We start from the raw sequence: 14,466 nt of genomic DNA on the forward strand, positions 1-14,466 counted from the left end.
GCCCTGACCGCTGAGGCAATTCAGCACCGGCCGCGTTCTCTCACGAGAATGCGGCCGGTTTTGTTTGTTTGCTGGACAGTGGCAGGGTCGAACGATAAAAGCCGATGGATTTAATTTTACCTGCCTGCTGGCAGCATCGAAGGGCATGAAATGAGCGGTGTAAACGATATCCGGTCGACCTTCCTCGACTACTTCAAGAAGAACGGCCATGAGGTCGTTCCATCGAGCCCGCTCGTGCCGCGCAATGACCCGACGCTAATGTTCACCAATGCCGGCATGGTACAGTTCAAAAACGTTTTTACCGGCTTGGAAAAGCGTCCCTATTCGACGGCGACGACCTCGCAGAAGTGCGTACGCGCCGGCGGCAAGCATAACGATCTCGACAATGTCGGCTATACTGCGCGCCACCTGACCTTCTTCGAGATGCTCGGCAACTTCTCCTTCGGCGATTATTTCAAGGAGAATGCTATCGAGCTTGCCTGGAAGCTCGTCACCGAAGGCTTTGACCTGCCGAAGAACCGCCTGCTGGTGACGGTCTATTCCGAAGATGAAGAAGCCGCCGTGCTCTGGAAGAAGATCGCCGGCTTTTCCGACGACAAGATCATCCGCATCCCGACTTCGGACAATTTCTGGCAGATGGGCGATACCGGCCCCTGCGGCCCGTGCTCGGAAATCTTCATCGACCAGGGCGAGAATGTCTGGGGCGGCCCTCCCGGCTCTCCGGAAGAGGATGGCGACCGGTTCCTGGAATTCTGGAACCTCGTCTTCATGCAGTTCGAGCAGACCGAGCCCGGCGTTCGCAACCCGCTGCCGCGCCCGTCGATCGATACAGGCATGGGCCTGGAGCGCATGGCTGCCGTTCTGCAGGGCGTGCAGAGCGTGTTCGACACCGACCTCTTCCGCACGCTGATCGGCACCATCGAGGATACGATGGGTGCCAAGGCAGAGGGCAGCGCCAGCCACCGCGTCATCGCCGACCATCTTCGCTCCTCTGCCTTCCTGATCGCCGATGGCGTGCTGCCATCGAACGAAGGTCGTGGCTACGTGCTGCGCCGCATCATGCGCCGCGCCATGCGCCACGCACAGCTTCTCGGCGCCAAGGAACCGCTGATGTACAAGCTGCTGCCGACGCTGGTGCAGGAGATGGGCCGCGCCTATCCGGAACTGGTGCGCGCCGAGGCGCTGATCTCCGAAACGCTGAAGCTCGAGGAAAACCGCTTCCGCAAGACGCTGGAGCGTGGCCTGTCACTTCTGTCAGACGCGTCTACCGACCTTTCCAAGGGCGACATGCTGGATGGCGAGACCGCCTTCAAGCTCTACGACACCTACGGTTTCCCGCTCGACCTGACTCAGGATGCGCTGCGCGCCCGCGAAATCGGCGTCGATATCTCCGGCTTCACCGATGCCATGGAGCGCCAGAAGGCCGAGGCACGTTCGCACTGGGCCGGCTCCGGTGAGAAGGCCACGGAAACCGTCTGGTTCGAGCTCAAGGAAAAGCACGGCGCGACCGAATTCCTCGGCTACGACACTGAAACGGCTGAAGGCGTCGTCCAGGCGATCGTCAAGGACAGCGCCGTTGCCGACGAGGCCAAGGCCGGCGACAAGGTGCAGATCGTCGTCAACCAGACGCCGTTCTACGGCGAGTCCGGCGGCCAGATGGGCGATACGGGCGTGATCTCGACCGACCATGGCAAGATCGAGATTTCGGATACGCAGAAGAGGGGCGAAGGCCTGTTCGTGCATCTGGGTACGGTCATTGAAGGTGTGATGAAGGCCGGGGATGCGGTCGTGCTGACGGTCGATCATGCACGTCGCTCGCGCCTGCGCGCCAATCACTCTGCGACCCACCTTCTGCATGAGGCGCTGCGCGAAGTGCTCGGCACCCACGTCGCCCAGAAGGGTTCGCTGGTCGCGCCCGAGCGCCTGCGTTTCGACGTCTCGCATCCGAAGCCGATGACGGCGGAAGAACTCAAGGTCGTCGAAGAAATGGCAAATGAGATCATTCTGCAGAATGCGCCCGTGACGACCCGCTTGATGAGCGTCGATGATGCCATCGCGGAAGGCGCCATGGCGCTGTTCGGCGAGAAGTATGGCGATGAAGTGCGTGTCGTTTCGATGGGTACGGGTCTGCATGGTGCCAAGGCCAACAGGCCCTATTCGGTCGAGCTCTGTGGCGGCACGCATGTGTCGGCGACCGGCCAGATCGGCCTCGTGCGCATCCTCGGCGAAAGCGCCGTCGGCGCGGGCGTTCGCCGTATCGAAGCGGTGACCGGTGAATCGGCGCGCGAATATCTCGCCGAACAGGACGATCGTGTGAAGACGCTTGCCGCCTCTCTTAAGGTGCAGCCGTCGGAAGTGCTGTCGCGCGTCGAGGCACTGATGGACGAGCGCCGCAAGCTCGAAAAGGAACTGGCCGATGCCAAGCGCAAGCTCGCCATGGGTGGCGGGCAGGGCGGTTCTGCCGATGCCGTGCGCGACGTCGCCGGCGTGAAGTTCCTCGGCAAGGCCGTGGCCGGTGTGGATCCGAAGGATCTCAAGGGCCTCGCCGATGACGGCAAAGCCAGCATCGGCTCCGGCGTGGTGACGCTGATCGGCGTGTCCGAAGATGGCAAGGCGAGTGCTGTCGTTGCCGTGACGCCCGATCTCGTGGATCGTTTCAGTGCGGTCGATCTGGTGCGCGTTGCCTCCGCAGCGCTCGGCGGCAAGGGTGGCGGCGGTCGTCCTGATATGGCGCAGGCCGGCGGCCCTGACGGAGCCAAGGCCGACGAGGCGCTTGAGGCTGTTGCAGCGGCAATTGCAGGCTGATCGCCGAACCTGAGAACTGTTTGAAATGAGAACCGGCTGCGAGATCATGGATTTCGCAGCCGGTTTTGTTTTCGCGGTGCGCCTGCTGCGGTCAGTTTCTGGTCTGCAGCGCGAGACGGTAGGCGAGGCCGGTAAAGACAGTTGCCAGCATATATTGCGGCAATTTCGGGAAACGGCGCACCGAGCCAAGCCGTGAACGGATCTGGCTTCCGAGGATAATGACGGCGCCGTTCACGACGAGGCCGATGCCGTTCAGGACGCTCGCAAGCACCAGCATCTGCGCGGTCATGGAGCCGCTCTCCGCATTCACGAATTGCGGAAAGAGCGCCATGACGAAGAGCGCCATTTTCGGATTGAGCAGATTGGTGGCGAGACCGGCAAAAAAGATGCGCCGGCCCGACAGGCGCTTCAGCGTGGAGGCCGGCGCAAAAGCAGTGCCTTCCGAACGGATCGTCTTGTAGGCGAGATAAAGCAAATAGCAGCAGCCGGCCCAGCGTACGGCTTCAAAGGCGACGGGCACGGTCATGAAGAGCTGCGAGAGCCCGAAAGCTGCGGCAAGCGCGTGGCAATAGGTGCCGAGCGCAATACCTGCATAGGTCAGAAATCCGGCGGCGCGTCCCTGGCTGATGCTGCGCGAGGCAATCAGCAGCATGTCGGGACCGGGCGTGGCAGTGAGCACCAGCGCTGCGGCGGCAAAGAGTATCAATGTAGAAAAGTCCGGCATCAGTCTTCCCCTTGGGTTCGAGCCGGAATTCCGGTCTACGCAGGATTCGCCGCCAGTTCAAGTGCGCAGGATTTGTCAAATCGGGCTATGGTTTGCTGCAGCCGATCGAATAGCAAAGGGTTTGACATGACAGGTGAAACGGCATGGGCGCTCTACGAGAACCGTCTGAGACGGGTCTCGGCCTATATCCACGATCATCTCGACGAGGATCTGGATATGGAGCGGCTGGCCGAAATCGCCTGCCTGTCGAGCTATCACTGGCACCGGATCTATCGGGCGATTTACGGCGAGACGCTGGCGGCAACCGTCAAGCGGCTGCGGCTGCATCGCGCGGCGGGCGATATCGTCCGCACGGAACTGGCGGTCGCCGAGATTGCGAAGCGATCAGGCTATCCCAATCTCCAGTCCTTCAACCGCATATTCAAATCGGTCTATGGAATGCCGCCGGCACGCTACCGGAAAGAGGGAAGCCACACGCAGTTCGAACCCTCAATCTCCGGAAAGGCGAAAGCCATGTTTGACGTAAGCCTGAAAACCATCCCGCCGCTCGAATTGGTCGGCGTTCCCCATACCGGCTCCTATATGGAGATCGGCAAGGCCTTCGAGGCACTGTTCGGCACACTCTATGCCCGCGGGCTCACAAAACCCGAGATGCGGATGATCGGCGTCTATCTCGACGATCCCGATCTCGTGCAGCCCGAGAAGCTGCGCTCCGTCGCCTGTGTCACAGCCGGCGAAGAGACGACCGCCAACGCACCGCTGGAGCGGCGCGTGGTGGAGGGCGGCGACTATGCCGTGCTGCATCACAAGGGGCCTTATGCCGATATGTACAAGGCCTACCAATGGCTCTACGCCCAGTGGCTGCCGGCATCCGGCCGGCAGATCCGGGATCGCGTCATGTTCGAGGAATATCTCAACAATCCGCGCGAAGTCGCGCCGACCGAGCTGCGGACGGATATATATATGCCTCTAGCCTGATTTGGCTCTTTTCTTTACGCAATTCCGGACACAAAACCGCTGCACACTTTTGCTGGAATTGCTCTCTTTGTTCTTACGCAATTCCGGACGCAAAACCGCTACGCACTTTTGCTGGAATTGCTTTAGGCCGCCTGCATGGCCTTCGCCGCCTCGTCATCCAGCGCCGTTGCCCGCTTATAGGCATCGCGTTCGGCGAGGCGGCCAAAGTAATCGACGAAGGCCTGGCGCTTTTCGATGCTGCCGAAAGCGAGACCCCAGCCGATATGCGAGCCGACATAGACGTCAGCCGCCGTGAAGCGGCTCCCGGCGATATAGGGGGAGGCGGCGGAAACCGCCTTTTCCAGCGTGCCCATGACGTCACCGAAGGAGCCGCAGCCGGCCATGCGCAGCCGCTCCTGCGGGATTTCGAAGCCGAGCGCCTTCAGCGTGACGGAAGCTTCCAGCGGCCCGGCGGCGAAGAACATCCAGCGGTAATAATCGGCCCGCTCATCGGACTGCGGGCCGAGCCTTGCCTGCGGAAACGTGTCCGCAAGATACGCACAGATTGCCGCGCATTCCGTCACGATCGTCTTCCCATGACGGATCGCCGGCACCTTGCCCATCGGGTTGACGGACAGATAGTCCGGGCCCTTCATCGTCCCGCCGAATGTCAGGATTTCGGTATGATATGGTACGCCGGTTTCTTCCAGCATCCACCGCGCTATCCGGCCGCGCGACATCGGGTTCGTGTAGAAGGTGATTTCCTCGGTCATCCTGGTCTCCTCTTTCCCATGCTCTCTTCGTAGCGCTGGCGCGGGAGATTTCAACCCTCGGAGAAGGCGGCGTCTTCGCGGCCGCGCGAGGGATGACCTCTGTCGCCGGCGGTGCGTCAACTCCAGCAGTCCGGCCGGGAGGGGACCGCCAGCGCTGATTGTAGTGCTGGGTCTGGGTCTCAAGCAAAGCAAGATCAAGATAAAAAACAATCATATCCTGGCCCTCGCGTCGCGCGAGGAGCCTTACAAGCTGCAGGAATTCGGGGACAAAACTCTTCTTGGCCATCAGAACCTCCATGCTTAGAGCGCCGTGCGTCCATTTGGACGCACTAAGGACGCTCTAGTTTTTTGAATCTACGCATCAGGCTTTCCGAAAATCGATTCCGATTTTCGGGCCGATGCTGCAGCGAGTAACTGAATAGGCCTTGCAACTTACGCGAAGCTTACTTTTTAAAGTAACTGCTAATTTAGAGGTGGAAAGCAATTTCGCCTGACAACAAAAAACCCGGCACAAAGGCCGGGTTTTCCGATTTCGATCCGAGCAGGCTCAGGCCATTGCGGCCTGCAGGTTCTGGTCGATCTTGTCGAGGAAAGCGGTGGTGGAGAGCCACGGCTGATCGGGGCCGATGAGCAGTGCCAGATCCTTGGTCATGAAGCCGGCTTCGACGGTGTCGACGCAGACCTTTTCGAGCGTCGAGGCGAACTTGGCGAGTTCGGCATTGTCGTCGAGCTTGGCGCGGTGTGCGAGACCGCGGGTCCAGGCGAAGATCGAAGCGATCGAGTTCGTCGAGGTTTCCTGGCCCTTCTGGTGCTGGCGGTAGTGGCGGGTAACCGTGCCGTGCGCGGCTTCGGCTTCAACCGTCTTGCCGTCGGGCGTCAAGAGAACGGAGGTCATCAGGCCGAGCGAGCCGAAGCCCTGGGCAACCGTATCGGACTGAACGTCGCCATCGTAGTTCTTGCAGGCCCAGACGTAGCCGCCCGACCACTTCAGCGCGGAAGCGACCATGTCGTCGATCAGGCGGTGTTCGTAGGTGATGCCGGCTTCCTTGAACTGATCCTTGAATTCAGTCTCGAAGACTTCTTCGAAGATGTCCTTGAAGCGGCCGTCATAGGCCTTGAGGATGGTGTTCTTGGTCGACAGGTAGACCGGCCACTTGCGCATCAGGCCGTACATCATCGAGGCGCGGGCGAATTCGCGGATCGACTCGTCGAGGTTATACATGGCCATGGCAACGCCGGCTCCAGGAGCGTTGAAGACTTCCTTCTCGATGACGGTGCCGTCTTCGCCGACGAACTTGATCGTCAGCTTGCCCTTGCCCGGGAACTTGAAATCGGTTGCGCGGTACTGGTCACCGAAAGCGTGACGGCCGACAACAATCGGCTGCGTCCAGCCCGGAACGAGGCGGGGAACGTTGCGGCAGATGATCGGCTCGCGGAAGATGACGCCGCCGAGGATGTTGCGGATCGTGCCGTTCGGSSTCTTCCACATYTYCTTGAGGTTGAATTCCKTCACGCGGGCTTCGTCCGGGGTGATCGTCGCGCACTTGATGCCGACGCCGTACTTCTTGATGGCGTTGGCGGCATCGACCGTTACCTGGTCGTTGGTGGCGTCGCGGTTTTCGACCGAGAGGTCGAAATAGTCGATGTCGAGGTCGAGATACGGATGGATCAGCTTGTCCTTGATGAGCTGCCAAATGATGCGAGTCATTTCATCGCCGTCGAGATCGGCGACGGGATTGGCGACCTTGATCTTCTTCATGTATCTGCCTCGTAAGCTTAGGAAGGGACTGGTGTCCCGGGTGGATGATGTGGGTCCGCAGCGCTATAGCATTGTGAGCCGGGAACGCAAAGCAGAACGGGCAGGGACGTGACGTTTTTGCCGCCATTGCCAAGAGCGGGAAAATGGCTAACCTCCGCCGCATCAGCCCCTGAGTCCCGGACATTTTGACATGAAAAAGATCGCCGTTTTCTTTGCCGGCCTCATTGCCGCCTCGTCCGTCCTGCCGGGCGTTTCGCTCGCGGCCGACGCGACCGCACCGGTCAAGGAAATCATGGCCGATACACAGAAGAACTGGGCGGGCGAGAACAGCGACTGGATCGACATTTTCGAGGACGGCGTGCTCAGCCGCCTCTACAGCAAGGATTTCGGCGACAAGTACAAGGCAGCGGCCCAGAACCCGGCCGCCGACGAGGATGGCATTTCGCCCTTCGACTATGACGTGATCGTCAACGGGCAGGATGCCTGTCCGTTGCAGGATCTTTCCATCGAAAGCGGCCAGCCGGCCAACGGCACGACCGAGGTGACGGCGAAGTTCAAGGCGGCGACCTGCATGGAAGGTGCACCCAACAGAGATGCCTTCACGACCGTGCGTTTCGAGGTAATCGAGGAGAGCGGCAAGGCCGTCATCGACGATATCATGATCCAGGGCGAAGAAGGGCAGGGGCCGATCTCGCTCAAGGAAGCCATGGTGCAAATCGCCAACGGCGAATGACCCTGACCAGGTCACCGATTAGTGACTCCGGCGGACACCACGGCTAGTGACGCTTGGCAATCATCATGTTGGTGTGATTTGATTTTTGCCGAGGCGGCGGTATCTCGCTCTCGGGTTCGCCACATCCGGCGCGCATGAGGACTGGCAAGGGTGATTTCCGGCTTTGAGTTCCGAGACTGGCTGCTTGCCAATGACCCGGCGCTTTCGCGCCTGCGCATGGGCACGCGCGTCACGCTGTCGATCGTGCTCTCCTTCGCAATCCTGCTTTTGATCCACATGCTCATCGTGCCGCTGCCGATCGCGTCCTATGGTCTCGGCATCGTTCTGTCGATCGAAGGCGGGGTCGCGGTGCGCGACAAGGGCTCAACGCGCCAGCTCATCACAAGGCTGCTCGGCTGTTTTGCAAGCCTCGTCGTCGTCGGCATCGCGGCGGCCCTCGAGTCGCAACGCGTTCTCTCGGATTTCATCTTCCTCGTGGTGATATTCCTCGCCTCGGTGGCGCGCGTTTACGGCCCGCGTGGCTTTGCCATCGGCATGTTCGCCTTCACCTCCTATTTCCTGGGCTCCTACTTCCACCCGACGATCGGGGAATTGCCTGTCGTCTTGATCGGCCCTGTTGTCTCGGCGTTTGTCAGCCATTGGGTGAGGGCGGTGCTTCTGCCCGACAATTGGCGGCGCGACCTGCTGCGTTCACTGGAGAGCGTGCGGGGCCGCATCAATCAGATCCTCTTCAAGCTCGCTGCCCTTGCAGCGGATGGAAAGGTCGATGAGGCCGACCGGCAGGAACTGCGCCAGCTGGAAGACCGGCTGAAAGAAGTGGTGCTGATGGCCGAGAGCTTCATTCCGCGCCCGCCGGGCGGCGTTTTCGATGGCGCTTCCGCTCCGGCCGCGGAACTGGCGATCCGGCTATTCGATGCGCATCTGGCGACCGAAAGCGCCATCGTGCTGAGCTACCAGCATCCGCCGTCCTTTGTGCTCGTCCATGCCGTCATCGACGATGACAAGGCAGTGCTGTCTGCGCAGGAAAAGACGGTCGCCGATATGGAAGGCCAGCCGCAGGGCGAGACGGTGCGGGCGCTGCTCTGGCTCGGAGCGGCGCGCCGGCAGCTCGTCGAAACGATCGATACCGGGCGCAGGACGGATTTTGCCGAGATCGCCTCTGTCGAGGAGGTCAGCACGCCCACAGCAGTCGACTTCTCGCTGAGGAACCCGGTGATGCGCTCGGCCCTGCAGATCACGCTGGCGGCCGCCATTGCCATGACACTCGGCCTGGCGCTCTCACGCGAACGCTGGTTCTGGGCGGTGCTCGCCTCATTCCTCGTCTTCAGCAATACCAATTCGCGCGGCGACACGGCCATCAAGGCGCTGCAGCGCTCGATCGGCACGCTGTTCGGCATCGCCTTCGGCCTGGTGCTGGCCTCATTGCTTTCCCACCAGATGGGTATTGCCATTGCCGCTTCGATCGTCTGCGTCTTCCTCGCCTTCTACTTCCTGCAGATTTCCTATGCGACGATGACCTTCTTCATCTCGATCGTGCTCTGCCTGGTCTATGGCATGATGGGTGTCCTGACCTTCGATCTCCTGAAACTGCGACTTGAGGAAACCGTCATCGGCGCGGTCGCGGGAACGCTGGTAGCCTTCCTCGTCCTGCCGGCGCGCACGCGCGGTGCGCTCGATACGGCGGTCGCCAAGTGGTTCGAGGCCCTGAAGGAGCTGCTATCGGCCGTATCGGACAAGAAGAGCCAGCCTGAACTCATCGTCATCTCGCAGAAGGTCGATGCCTGCTACCGCGACATTACGCTTGCCGCACGCCCGCTCGGCTCTACCTGGTCCATTGTCACCAGGCCGGGACAGATCCGCCAGACGCTGGCAATCTTCCTGTCGGTCACGTACTGGTCGCGCATTCTGGCACGAAACCACATGGCCGATGCCGTCGATGACGATCTGAAACGCAGGATCGCTGCCGATATCAGCATGCTGGACACGGTTGCGCCGCGCGGCTCGGAGTGTTTCCTCATCACCCGAAAGCAGATGCGGCCGACCGGCCGGCACCTGCCGCTCTGGCGGGAGGGCGTTCGGCTGGCGGTGGAAATGATCGGCTCGACGCTGGAGCGGCTCTACCCAACGGAGACGCAGGACTTGCCGTTTGCAGCCGGCAAAGCTATTGCGCCCGTAAATCAGGAATAGGAAGACAAATAGGCACATGGCGGGCACCAACAGCGAGCGTCAACTTCTGGCCGAAGGGCCGGTCATCATTCTGGTCGAGCCGCAGATGGGCGAGAATATCGGCATGGTGGCGCGCGCCATGGCGAATTTCGGCCTTGTGGATCTGCGCCTCGTCAATCCGCGTGACGGATGGCCGAATGAGAAGGCGCAGGCAGCAGCCTCCAAGGCCGATCATGTGATCGAAGGCACAAAGGTATTCGACACGCTGGAAGAGGCGATCGCCGACCTTAACTTCGTCTATGCGACGACGGCCCGTAGCCGCGACAATTACAAGCCTGTGCGCTCTCCGGTCTTTGCCGCATCAAATCTGCGCGGCCGGTTCAGGGCAGGCGAGGCGACTGGCATCCTGTTCGGCCGCGAGCGCTGGGGGCTGACGAACGAAGAAGTGGCGCTTGCCGACGAGATCGTCACCTTTCCGGTCAATCCGGCTTTCGCCTCGCTCAATATCGCGCAAGCCGTGCTGCTCATGTCCTATGAATGGATGAAATCCGGCATGGAGGATCTGGAGGCGGTGCCGTTCCAGGCGCTCGAGCAGCGGCCCTCCACCAAGGAACAGCTTTTCGGCCTGTTCGACCAGTTGGAAGAGGCGCTCGATTCCCGCAACTATTTCCACCCGCCCTCGAAAAAGCCGAAAATGGTCGACAACCTTCGCGCAGTCCTCTCCCGCCGGGCATTCACGGAACAGGAAATCAGCGTGCTGCGCGGCGTCATCTCCTCCCTCGACCGCTTTTCGCGTGACAGTCCGCGCAAGGGCGGTTCCACTCGATCCGCCAAGGGTGCCCCGACCGATGACAGCGCCGACGAATGAGCTGAAACCCGTCCTCGTCTTCGATTCAGGCATAGGCGGGCTGACCGTGCTGCGCGAGGCGCGTGTGCTGATGCCAGAACGCGGCTTCATCTATATCGCGGACGATGCCGGATTTCCCTATGGCGGCTGGGAAGAGCAGGCGCTGAAGGAGCGCATTATCAGCCTCTTCGCCAGGCTGCTCGAAGACTACGATCCGGAAGTCTGCATCATCGCCTGCAACACGGCCTTCACCCTCGTCGGTGCGGATCTGCGCGCCGCTTTTCCGCAGATGACCTTCGTCGGCACGGTGCCCGCCATCAAGCCTGCTGCCGAGCGCACGCGCTCCGGCCTCGTCTCGGTGCTTGCGACCCCCGGCACAGTCAAGCGCGCCTATACGCGCGATCTCATCCAGTCCTTTGCGCAGCAGTGCCATGTGCGGCTTGTCGGCTCGGAGAACCTGGCCCGCATGGCAGAGGCCTATATCCGGGGTGAAGCCGTTTCGGATGAGGCAGTGACGGCCGAGATCGAGCAATGCTTCGTCGATAAGGACGGCCGCAAAACCGATATCGTGGTGCTTGCCTGCACGCATTATCCGTTCATGGCCAATCTATTCCGCAGGCTGGCGCCTTGGCCGGTGGACTGGCTGGACCCGGCGGAAGCGATTGCGCGGCGCGCCCACACGCTGGTACCGCAGGTGGCGGACGCCGTTCACCCGGATAATTTCGACTTTGCCGTCTTTACATCAGGCAATCCCGATTTTGCCACCCGGCGGCTGATGCAGGGTTTCGGGCTGCGCGCCTGAGAAGGCACTACGCGCTTTATTTCACCTGTCTCATCGCGCAAGATCTTCGCGGGGAATCGCGAGCGGGTTTGGCGCTCAAGATGTAAAGGGATGCGCCGTGCCGCTGCAAAGACTTGTCATGCTGATCTTCTTTCTGCAACCGATAGCCTTTGGCGCCTGGTTGCCGCGCATTCCCGATATCCAGGCGAAGCTTGAACTCGGCACCGCCGATCTCGCCGTTGCCCTTCTGGGATTGCCGATCGGCACGCTGATCACCCTGCCGTTTGCCGGCCGCTTCGTCTCGCGCATCGGCGGGCGCATGGCGATCATCTATGGTTTCATCTTCTTTCTTGCCGTGGTTTCACTGCCAGCCTTCGCGCCCAGCGCCACGCTTCTGTTCTTTGCCTTGATGATCGTCGGGGTCGCGCTCTCGACGGTGGAACTCGGCATGAATGTCGAGGCCGATGTGACGGAAAAGGCGACGGGGCTGATCATCATGAGCCGCTGCCATGGCTTCTGGAGCTTCGGCATCATGGCCGGCAGCCTGATCGGCGTTGGTGCCATAGCCATCGGGCTTTCGCCGCACTGGTCGATCTTGATCACGGCGCTCATCGTCCTGCCGGTCGCGCTGATTGCCAGCCTGCGCCTGCCGAAATTGCCTGAAAGTCACCATGAGGAGAATTCGCAGGCAAAGACTGGCTTCAAGCCGCCCAGTCTTGCCCTGCTCGGGATCTGCGCTTTCGTCTTCGGCGTGACGATGACCGAAGGGGCGATCGCCGATTGGTCGGCAGTTTACCTCCGCGATGTGATGAATGCCGCGGGCGCGCAAACCGGCCTCGGTTATTCGGTTTTCGCTTTCATGGTTGCGGCGGGGCGCTTCAGCGGTGATTACATGAAAGGCCGTTTCGGCGCGGTTGCCATTGCCCGCGGCTGCGGCATCGCCTCGCTTGCCGGCATGCTCGTCGTTCTCTTTGCGCCGGCGACACCGCTTGCCCTCATCGGCTTTGCCGCTGTCGGTGTCGGCGTTTCGGTCGGATTTCCGCTTGCGGTGACGGCCGTCGCCTCGCTGACCGACCGCCCGCCTGCGTCAAGCGTTGCGACGCTCTCCTTCGCAGCCCTGACCGGCTTTCTTATCGGGCCGCCGATCATCGGCTTTCTTGGCGAACTCCTCGGCTTGCGTGTGGGTCTTGCGGTCTTGCTGGTACCGCTTTTCGTCAGCCTGCTCTGCACCCGTTTGCTGATCCCGACGCAGAAGGAGATGGCAGGCGACCTTATCGAGCGCGAGGCGGTGTGAAGCCCTATTTCCCAAGGTTGACTTTCTCTGTGGGTTCTTGACGGTTTGACGACAACAGTGCCTGCGAATCTGCTAGAGACGGGCCGGGAATTTGTAAGGGGAATTGGACGTGCAGGTTGGCATCGATATGGGACTGGCGTCCGGCGCTCCGGCGACGCTCGATATCGAGGAGCTGCTGGCGACGCGTCTGCTCGTGCAGGGCAATTCCGGCTCCGGCAAATCGCATCTTCTCCGCCGTCTGCTCGAACAGTCCGCTCAATGGGTGCAGCAGGTCATCATCGATCCCGAAGGTGATTTCGTCACGCTCTCAGACCGGTACGGCCATGTCGTCGTCGACGGTGAGCGCACCGAGGCCGAGCTTGCCGGCATTGCCAACCGTATCCGCCAGCACCGCGTATCCTGCGTTCTGACGCTGGAAGGGCTCGATATCGAGCAGCAGATGCGGGCGGCTGCCGCCTTCCTCAACGGCATGTTCGATGCCGATCGCGAATATTGGTATCCGGTTCTCGTCGTGGTAGACGAAGCGCAGATGTTTGCGCCGTCGGTCGGCGGCGATGTATCGGAAGATGCGCGCAAGGCCTCGCTCGGCGCCATGACCAATCTCATGTGCCGCGGGCGAAAACGCGGGCTTGCCGGCGTCATCGCCACGCAGCGTCTTGCCAAGCTTGCCAAGAACGTCGCGGCCGAAGCCTCGAACTTCCTGATGGGCCGCACCTTCCTCGATATCGACATGGCGCGTGCCGCAGACCTGCTCGGCATGGACCGCCGCCAGGCGGAAATGTTCCGAGATCTCAAGCGCGGCCATTTCGTAGCGCTCGGCCCGGCATTGTCGCGCCGACCGCTGCCGATCCAGATCGGCAATGTCGAGACCTCGGCGCGCTCTTCGAGCCCGAAGCTGATGCCGCTGCCGGATTCGCCACAGGATGTCGAAGACCTGATCTTCACGCCCGATCCGGAAGAATTCCAGCGGCCGATGGTGCGCCGCGCGCCGCCGGCACCACGCCCGACCACCGATATCCTTGCCGAACTGGCTCGCTCGACACCGGCTGCCGCACCGATGCAGGCTTCCGAACCGCGTGTGGCTCAGCCGGAAATATCGGCCGAAGAGCGCGAGGAGCGGCTTGCCGGCGTGCTCGCCGAAATCCTCGACGATCCGGGCTCCGGTTTCCGCACCGATGCGGTTCTCTATCAGGAATTCCTGGTGCGGCTGCGCATGCGCCGCGTTCCCGGTCCGCCCACGTCGCTACCGGAATTCCGCCGGCGCGTTGCGGTTTCCCGCTCCGGCGTCGATCCCGAAATGGCGGCAGGCGAGGCCTGGGCGACGGCGCTTTCGCTGTCGAACGGCGTCACCGACGATCTGCAGGGCGTGTTCCTGATGATGGCGAAGGCTGCGATCGGCGGCGAGGCTTGCCCTTCGGACGCCCGCATCGCCCGCGCTTACGGCACGCATTCGGCCCGGCGGGCGCGCCGGCTGCTCGGTTATTTCGAGGAGCAGGGGCTCATCGTCGTGCATACGGATTTCAGCGGCAAGCGCATCGTCGCCTTTCCGGACCTGCAGGCTGAGACAGCACCGGGCTCGGCCGATGCGCCGGACAGCGACTTTCTGAAAAGCGCTGCCGAATAAACC

Annotated in this window: 11 protein-coding genes; 8 read left to right on the forward strand and 3 right to left on the reverse strand. The window is 61.6% G+C overall.

Translation table 11 applies throughout. The annotated features are described in order from the left end of the window. Positions 1 to 150 precede the first annotated feature (150 nt). Positions 151 to 2,805, forward strand: coding sequence for an alanine--tRNA ligase (gene alaS, locus AC1DM5_RS01710; protein ID WP_477819426.1), 2,655 nt, complete (start codon positions 151 to 153; stop codon positions 2,803 to 2,805). A gap of 91 nt (positions 2,806 to 2,896) precedes the next feature. Here the strand turns inward: alaS and AC1DM5_RS01715 are convergent, their stop codons facing one another. Next, complete coding sequence (locus AC1DM5_RS01715) at positions 2,897 to 3,529, reverse strand: LysE family translocator (RefSeq protein WP_477819427.1); 633 nt, start codon at positions 3,527 to 3,529, stop codon at positions 2,897 to 2,899. Between the two features lie 126 nt (positions 3,530 to 3,655). Between AC1DM5_RS01715 and AC1DM5_RS01720 the strand changes: the two genes are divergently transcribed. Further along, positions 3,656 to 4,507 (forward strand): AraC family transcriptional regulator, encoded by an 852-nt coding sequence (locus AC1DM5_RS01720; protein WP_477819428.1) that lies wholly within the window; start codon positions 3,656 to 3,658, stop codon positions 4,505 to 4,507. Between the two features lie 122 nt (positions 4,508 to 4,629). Here the strand turns inward: AC1DM5_RS01720 and AC1DM5_RS01725 are convergent, their stop codons facing one another. Together AC1DM5_RS01725 and AC1DM5_RS01730 are read right to left on the reverse strand one after the other, a co-directional pair. Then, on the reverse strand, positions 4,630 to 5,259 hold the full coding sequence (locus AC1DM5_RS01725) for a glutathione S-transferase family protein (RefSeq protein ID WP_477819429.1): 630 nt from the start codon (positions 5,257 to 5,259) through the stop codon (positions 4,630 to 4,632). A 547-nt stretch (positions 5,260 to 5,806) separates the two neighbouring features. After that, entirely contained in the window at positions 5,807 to 7,018 is a 1,212-nt protein-coding gene (locus tag AC1DM5_RS01730; RefSeq protein ID WP_477974494.1) for an NADP-dependent isocitrate dehydrogenase, read from the reverse strand. Positions 7,019 to 7,208: 190 nt separating this feature from the next. Here AC1DM5_RS01730 and AC1DM5_RS01735 point away from each other — a divergent pair, with 190 nt between their 5' ends. From AC1DM5_RS01735 to AC1DM5_RS01760, 6 genes are all read left to right on the forward strand, one after another. Then, positions 7,209 to 7,751 (forward strand): hypothetical protein, encoded by a 543-nt coding sequence (locus AC1DM5_RS01735; protein ID WP_477819430.1) that lies wholly within the window; start codon positions 7,209 to 7,211, stop codon positions 7,749 to 7,751. 150 nt (positions 7,752 to 7,901) lie between these two features. Beyond that, positions 7,902 to 9,938, forward strand: a complete 2,037-nt coding sequence (locus AC1DM5_RS01740) for an FUSC family protein (RefSeq protein ID WP_477974496.1) — start codon at positions 7,902 to 7,904, stop codon at positions 9,936 to 9,938. A 16-nt stretch (positions 9,939 to 9,954) separates the two neighbouring features. Further along, positions 9,955 to 10,785 carry an RNA methyltransferase gene (locus AC1DM5_RS01745; protein ID WP_477819432.1) on the forward strand — a complete coding sequence of 277 codons (831 nt, stop codon included), beginning with the start codon at positions 9,955 to 9,957 and terminating at the stop codon, positions 10,783 to 10,785. Further along, positions 10,766 to 11,566 carry a glutamate racemase gene (murI, locus tag AC1DM5_RS01750; protein ID WP_477819433.1) on the forward strand — a complete coding sequence of 267 codons (801 nt, stop codon included), beginning with the start codon at positions 10,766 to 10,768 and terminating at the stop codon, positions 11,564 to 11,566. Before AC1DM5_RS01745 ends, murI begins: the two co-directional genes overlap by 20 nt. Before the next feature lie 97 nt (positions 11,567 to 11,663). Continuing rightward, positions 11,664 to 12,839: an MFS transporter gene (locus tag AC1DM5_RS01755; RefSeq protein ID WP_477819434.1), complete on the forward strand. Its 1,176-nt coding sequence runs from the start codon at positions 11,664 to 11,666 to the stop codon at positions 12,837 to 12,839. Positions 12,840 to 12,948: 109 nt separating this feature from the next. Beyond that, on the forward strand, positions 12,949 to 14,463 hold the full coding sequence (locus AC1DM5_RS01760) for an ATP-binding protein (protein ID WP_477974498.1): 1,515 nt from the start codon (positions 12,949 to 12,951) through the stop codon (positions 14,461 to 14,463). Positions 14,464 to 14,466 lie beyond the last annotated feature (3 nt).

The organism is Rhizobium sp. 01T437 (genome assembly GCF_056398505.1).

Excerpts from the sequence above, each read along its gene's own strand:
- AC1DM5_RS01745 (WP_477819432.1), top strand. The coding sequence starts at position 9,955 with ATGGCGGGCACCAACAGCGAGCGTCAACTTCTGGCCGAAGGGCCGGTC.
- murI (WP_477819433.1), top strand. The coding sequence starts at position 10,766 with ATGACAGCGCCGACGAATGAGCTGAAACCCGTCCTCGTCTTCGATTCA.
- AC1DM5_RS01725 (WP_477819429.1), bottom strand. The coding sequence starts at position 5,259 with ATGACCGAGGAAATCACCTTCTACACGAACCCGATGTCGCGCGGCCGG.
- AC1DM5_RS01715 (WP_477819427.1), bottom strand. The coding sequence starts at position 3,529 with ATGCCGGACTTTTCTACATTGATACTCTTTGCCGCCGCAGCGCTGGTG.
- AC1DM5_RS01735 (WP_477819430.1), top strand. The coding sequence starts at position 7,209 with ATGAAAAAGATCGCCGTTTTCTTTGCCGGCCTCATTGCCGCCTCGTCC.
- alaS (WP_477819426.1), top strand. The coding sequence starts at position 151 with ATGAGCGGTGTAAACGATATCCGGTCGACCTTCCTCGACTACTTCAAG.
- AC1DM5_RS01720 (WP_477819428.1), top strand. The coding sequence starts at position 3,656 with ATGACAGGTGAAACGGCATGGGCGCTCTACGAGAACCGTCTGAGACGG.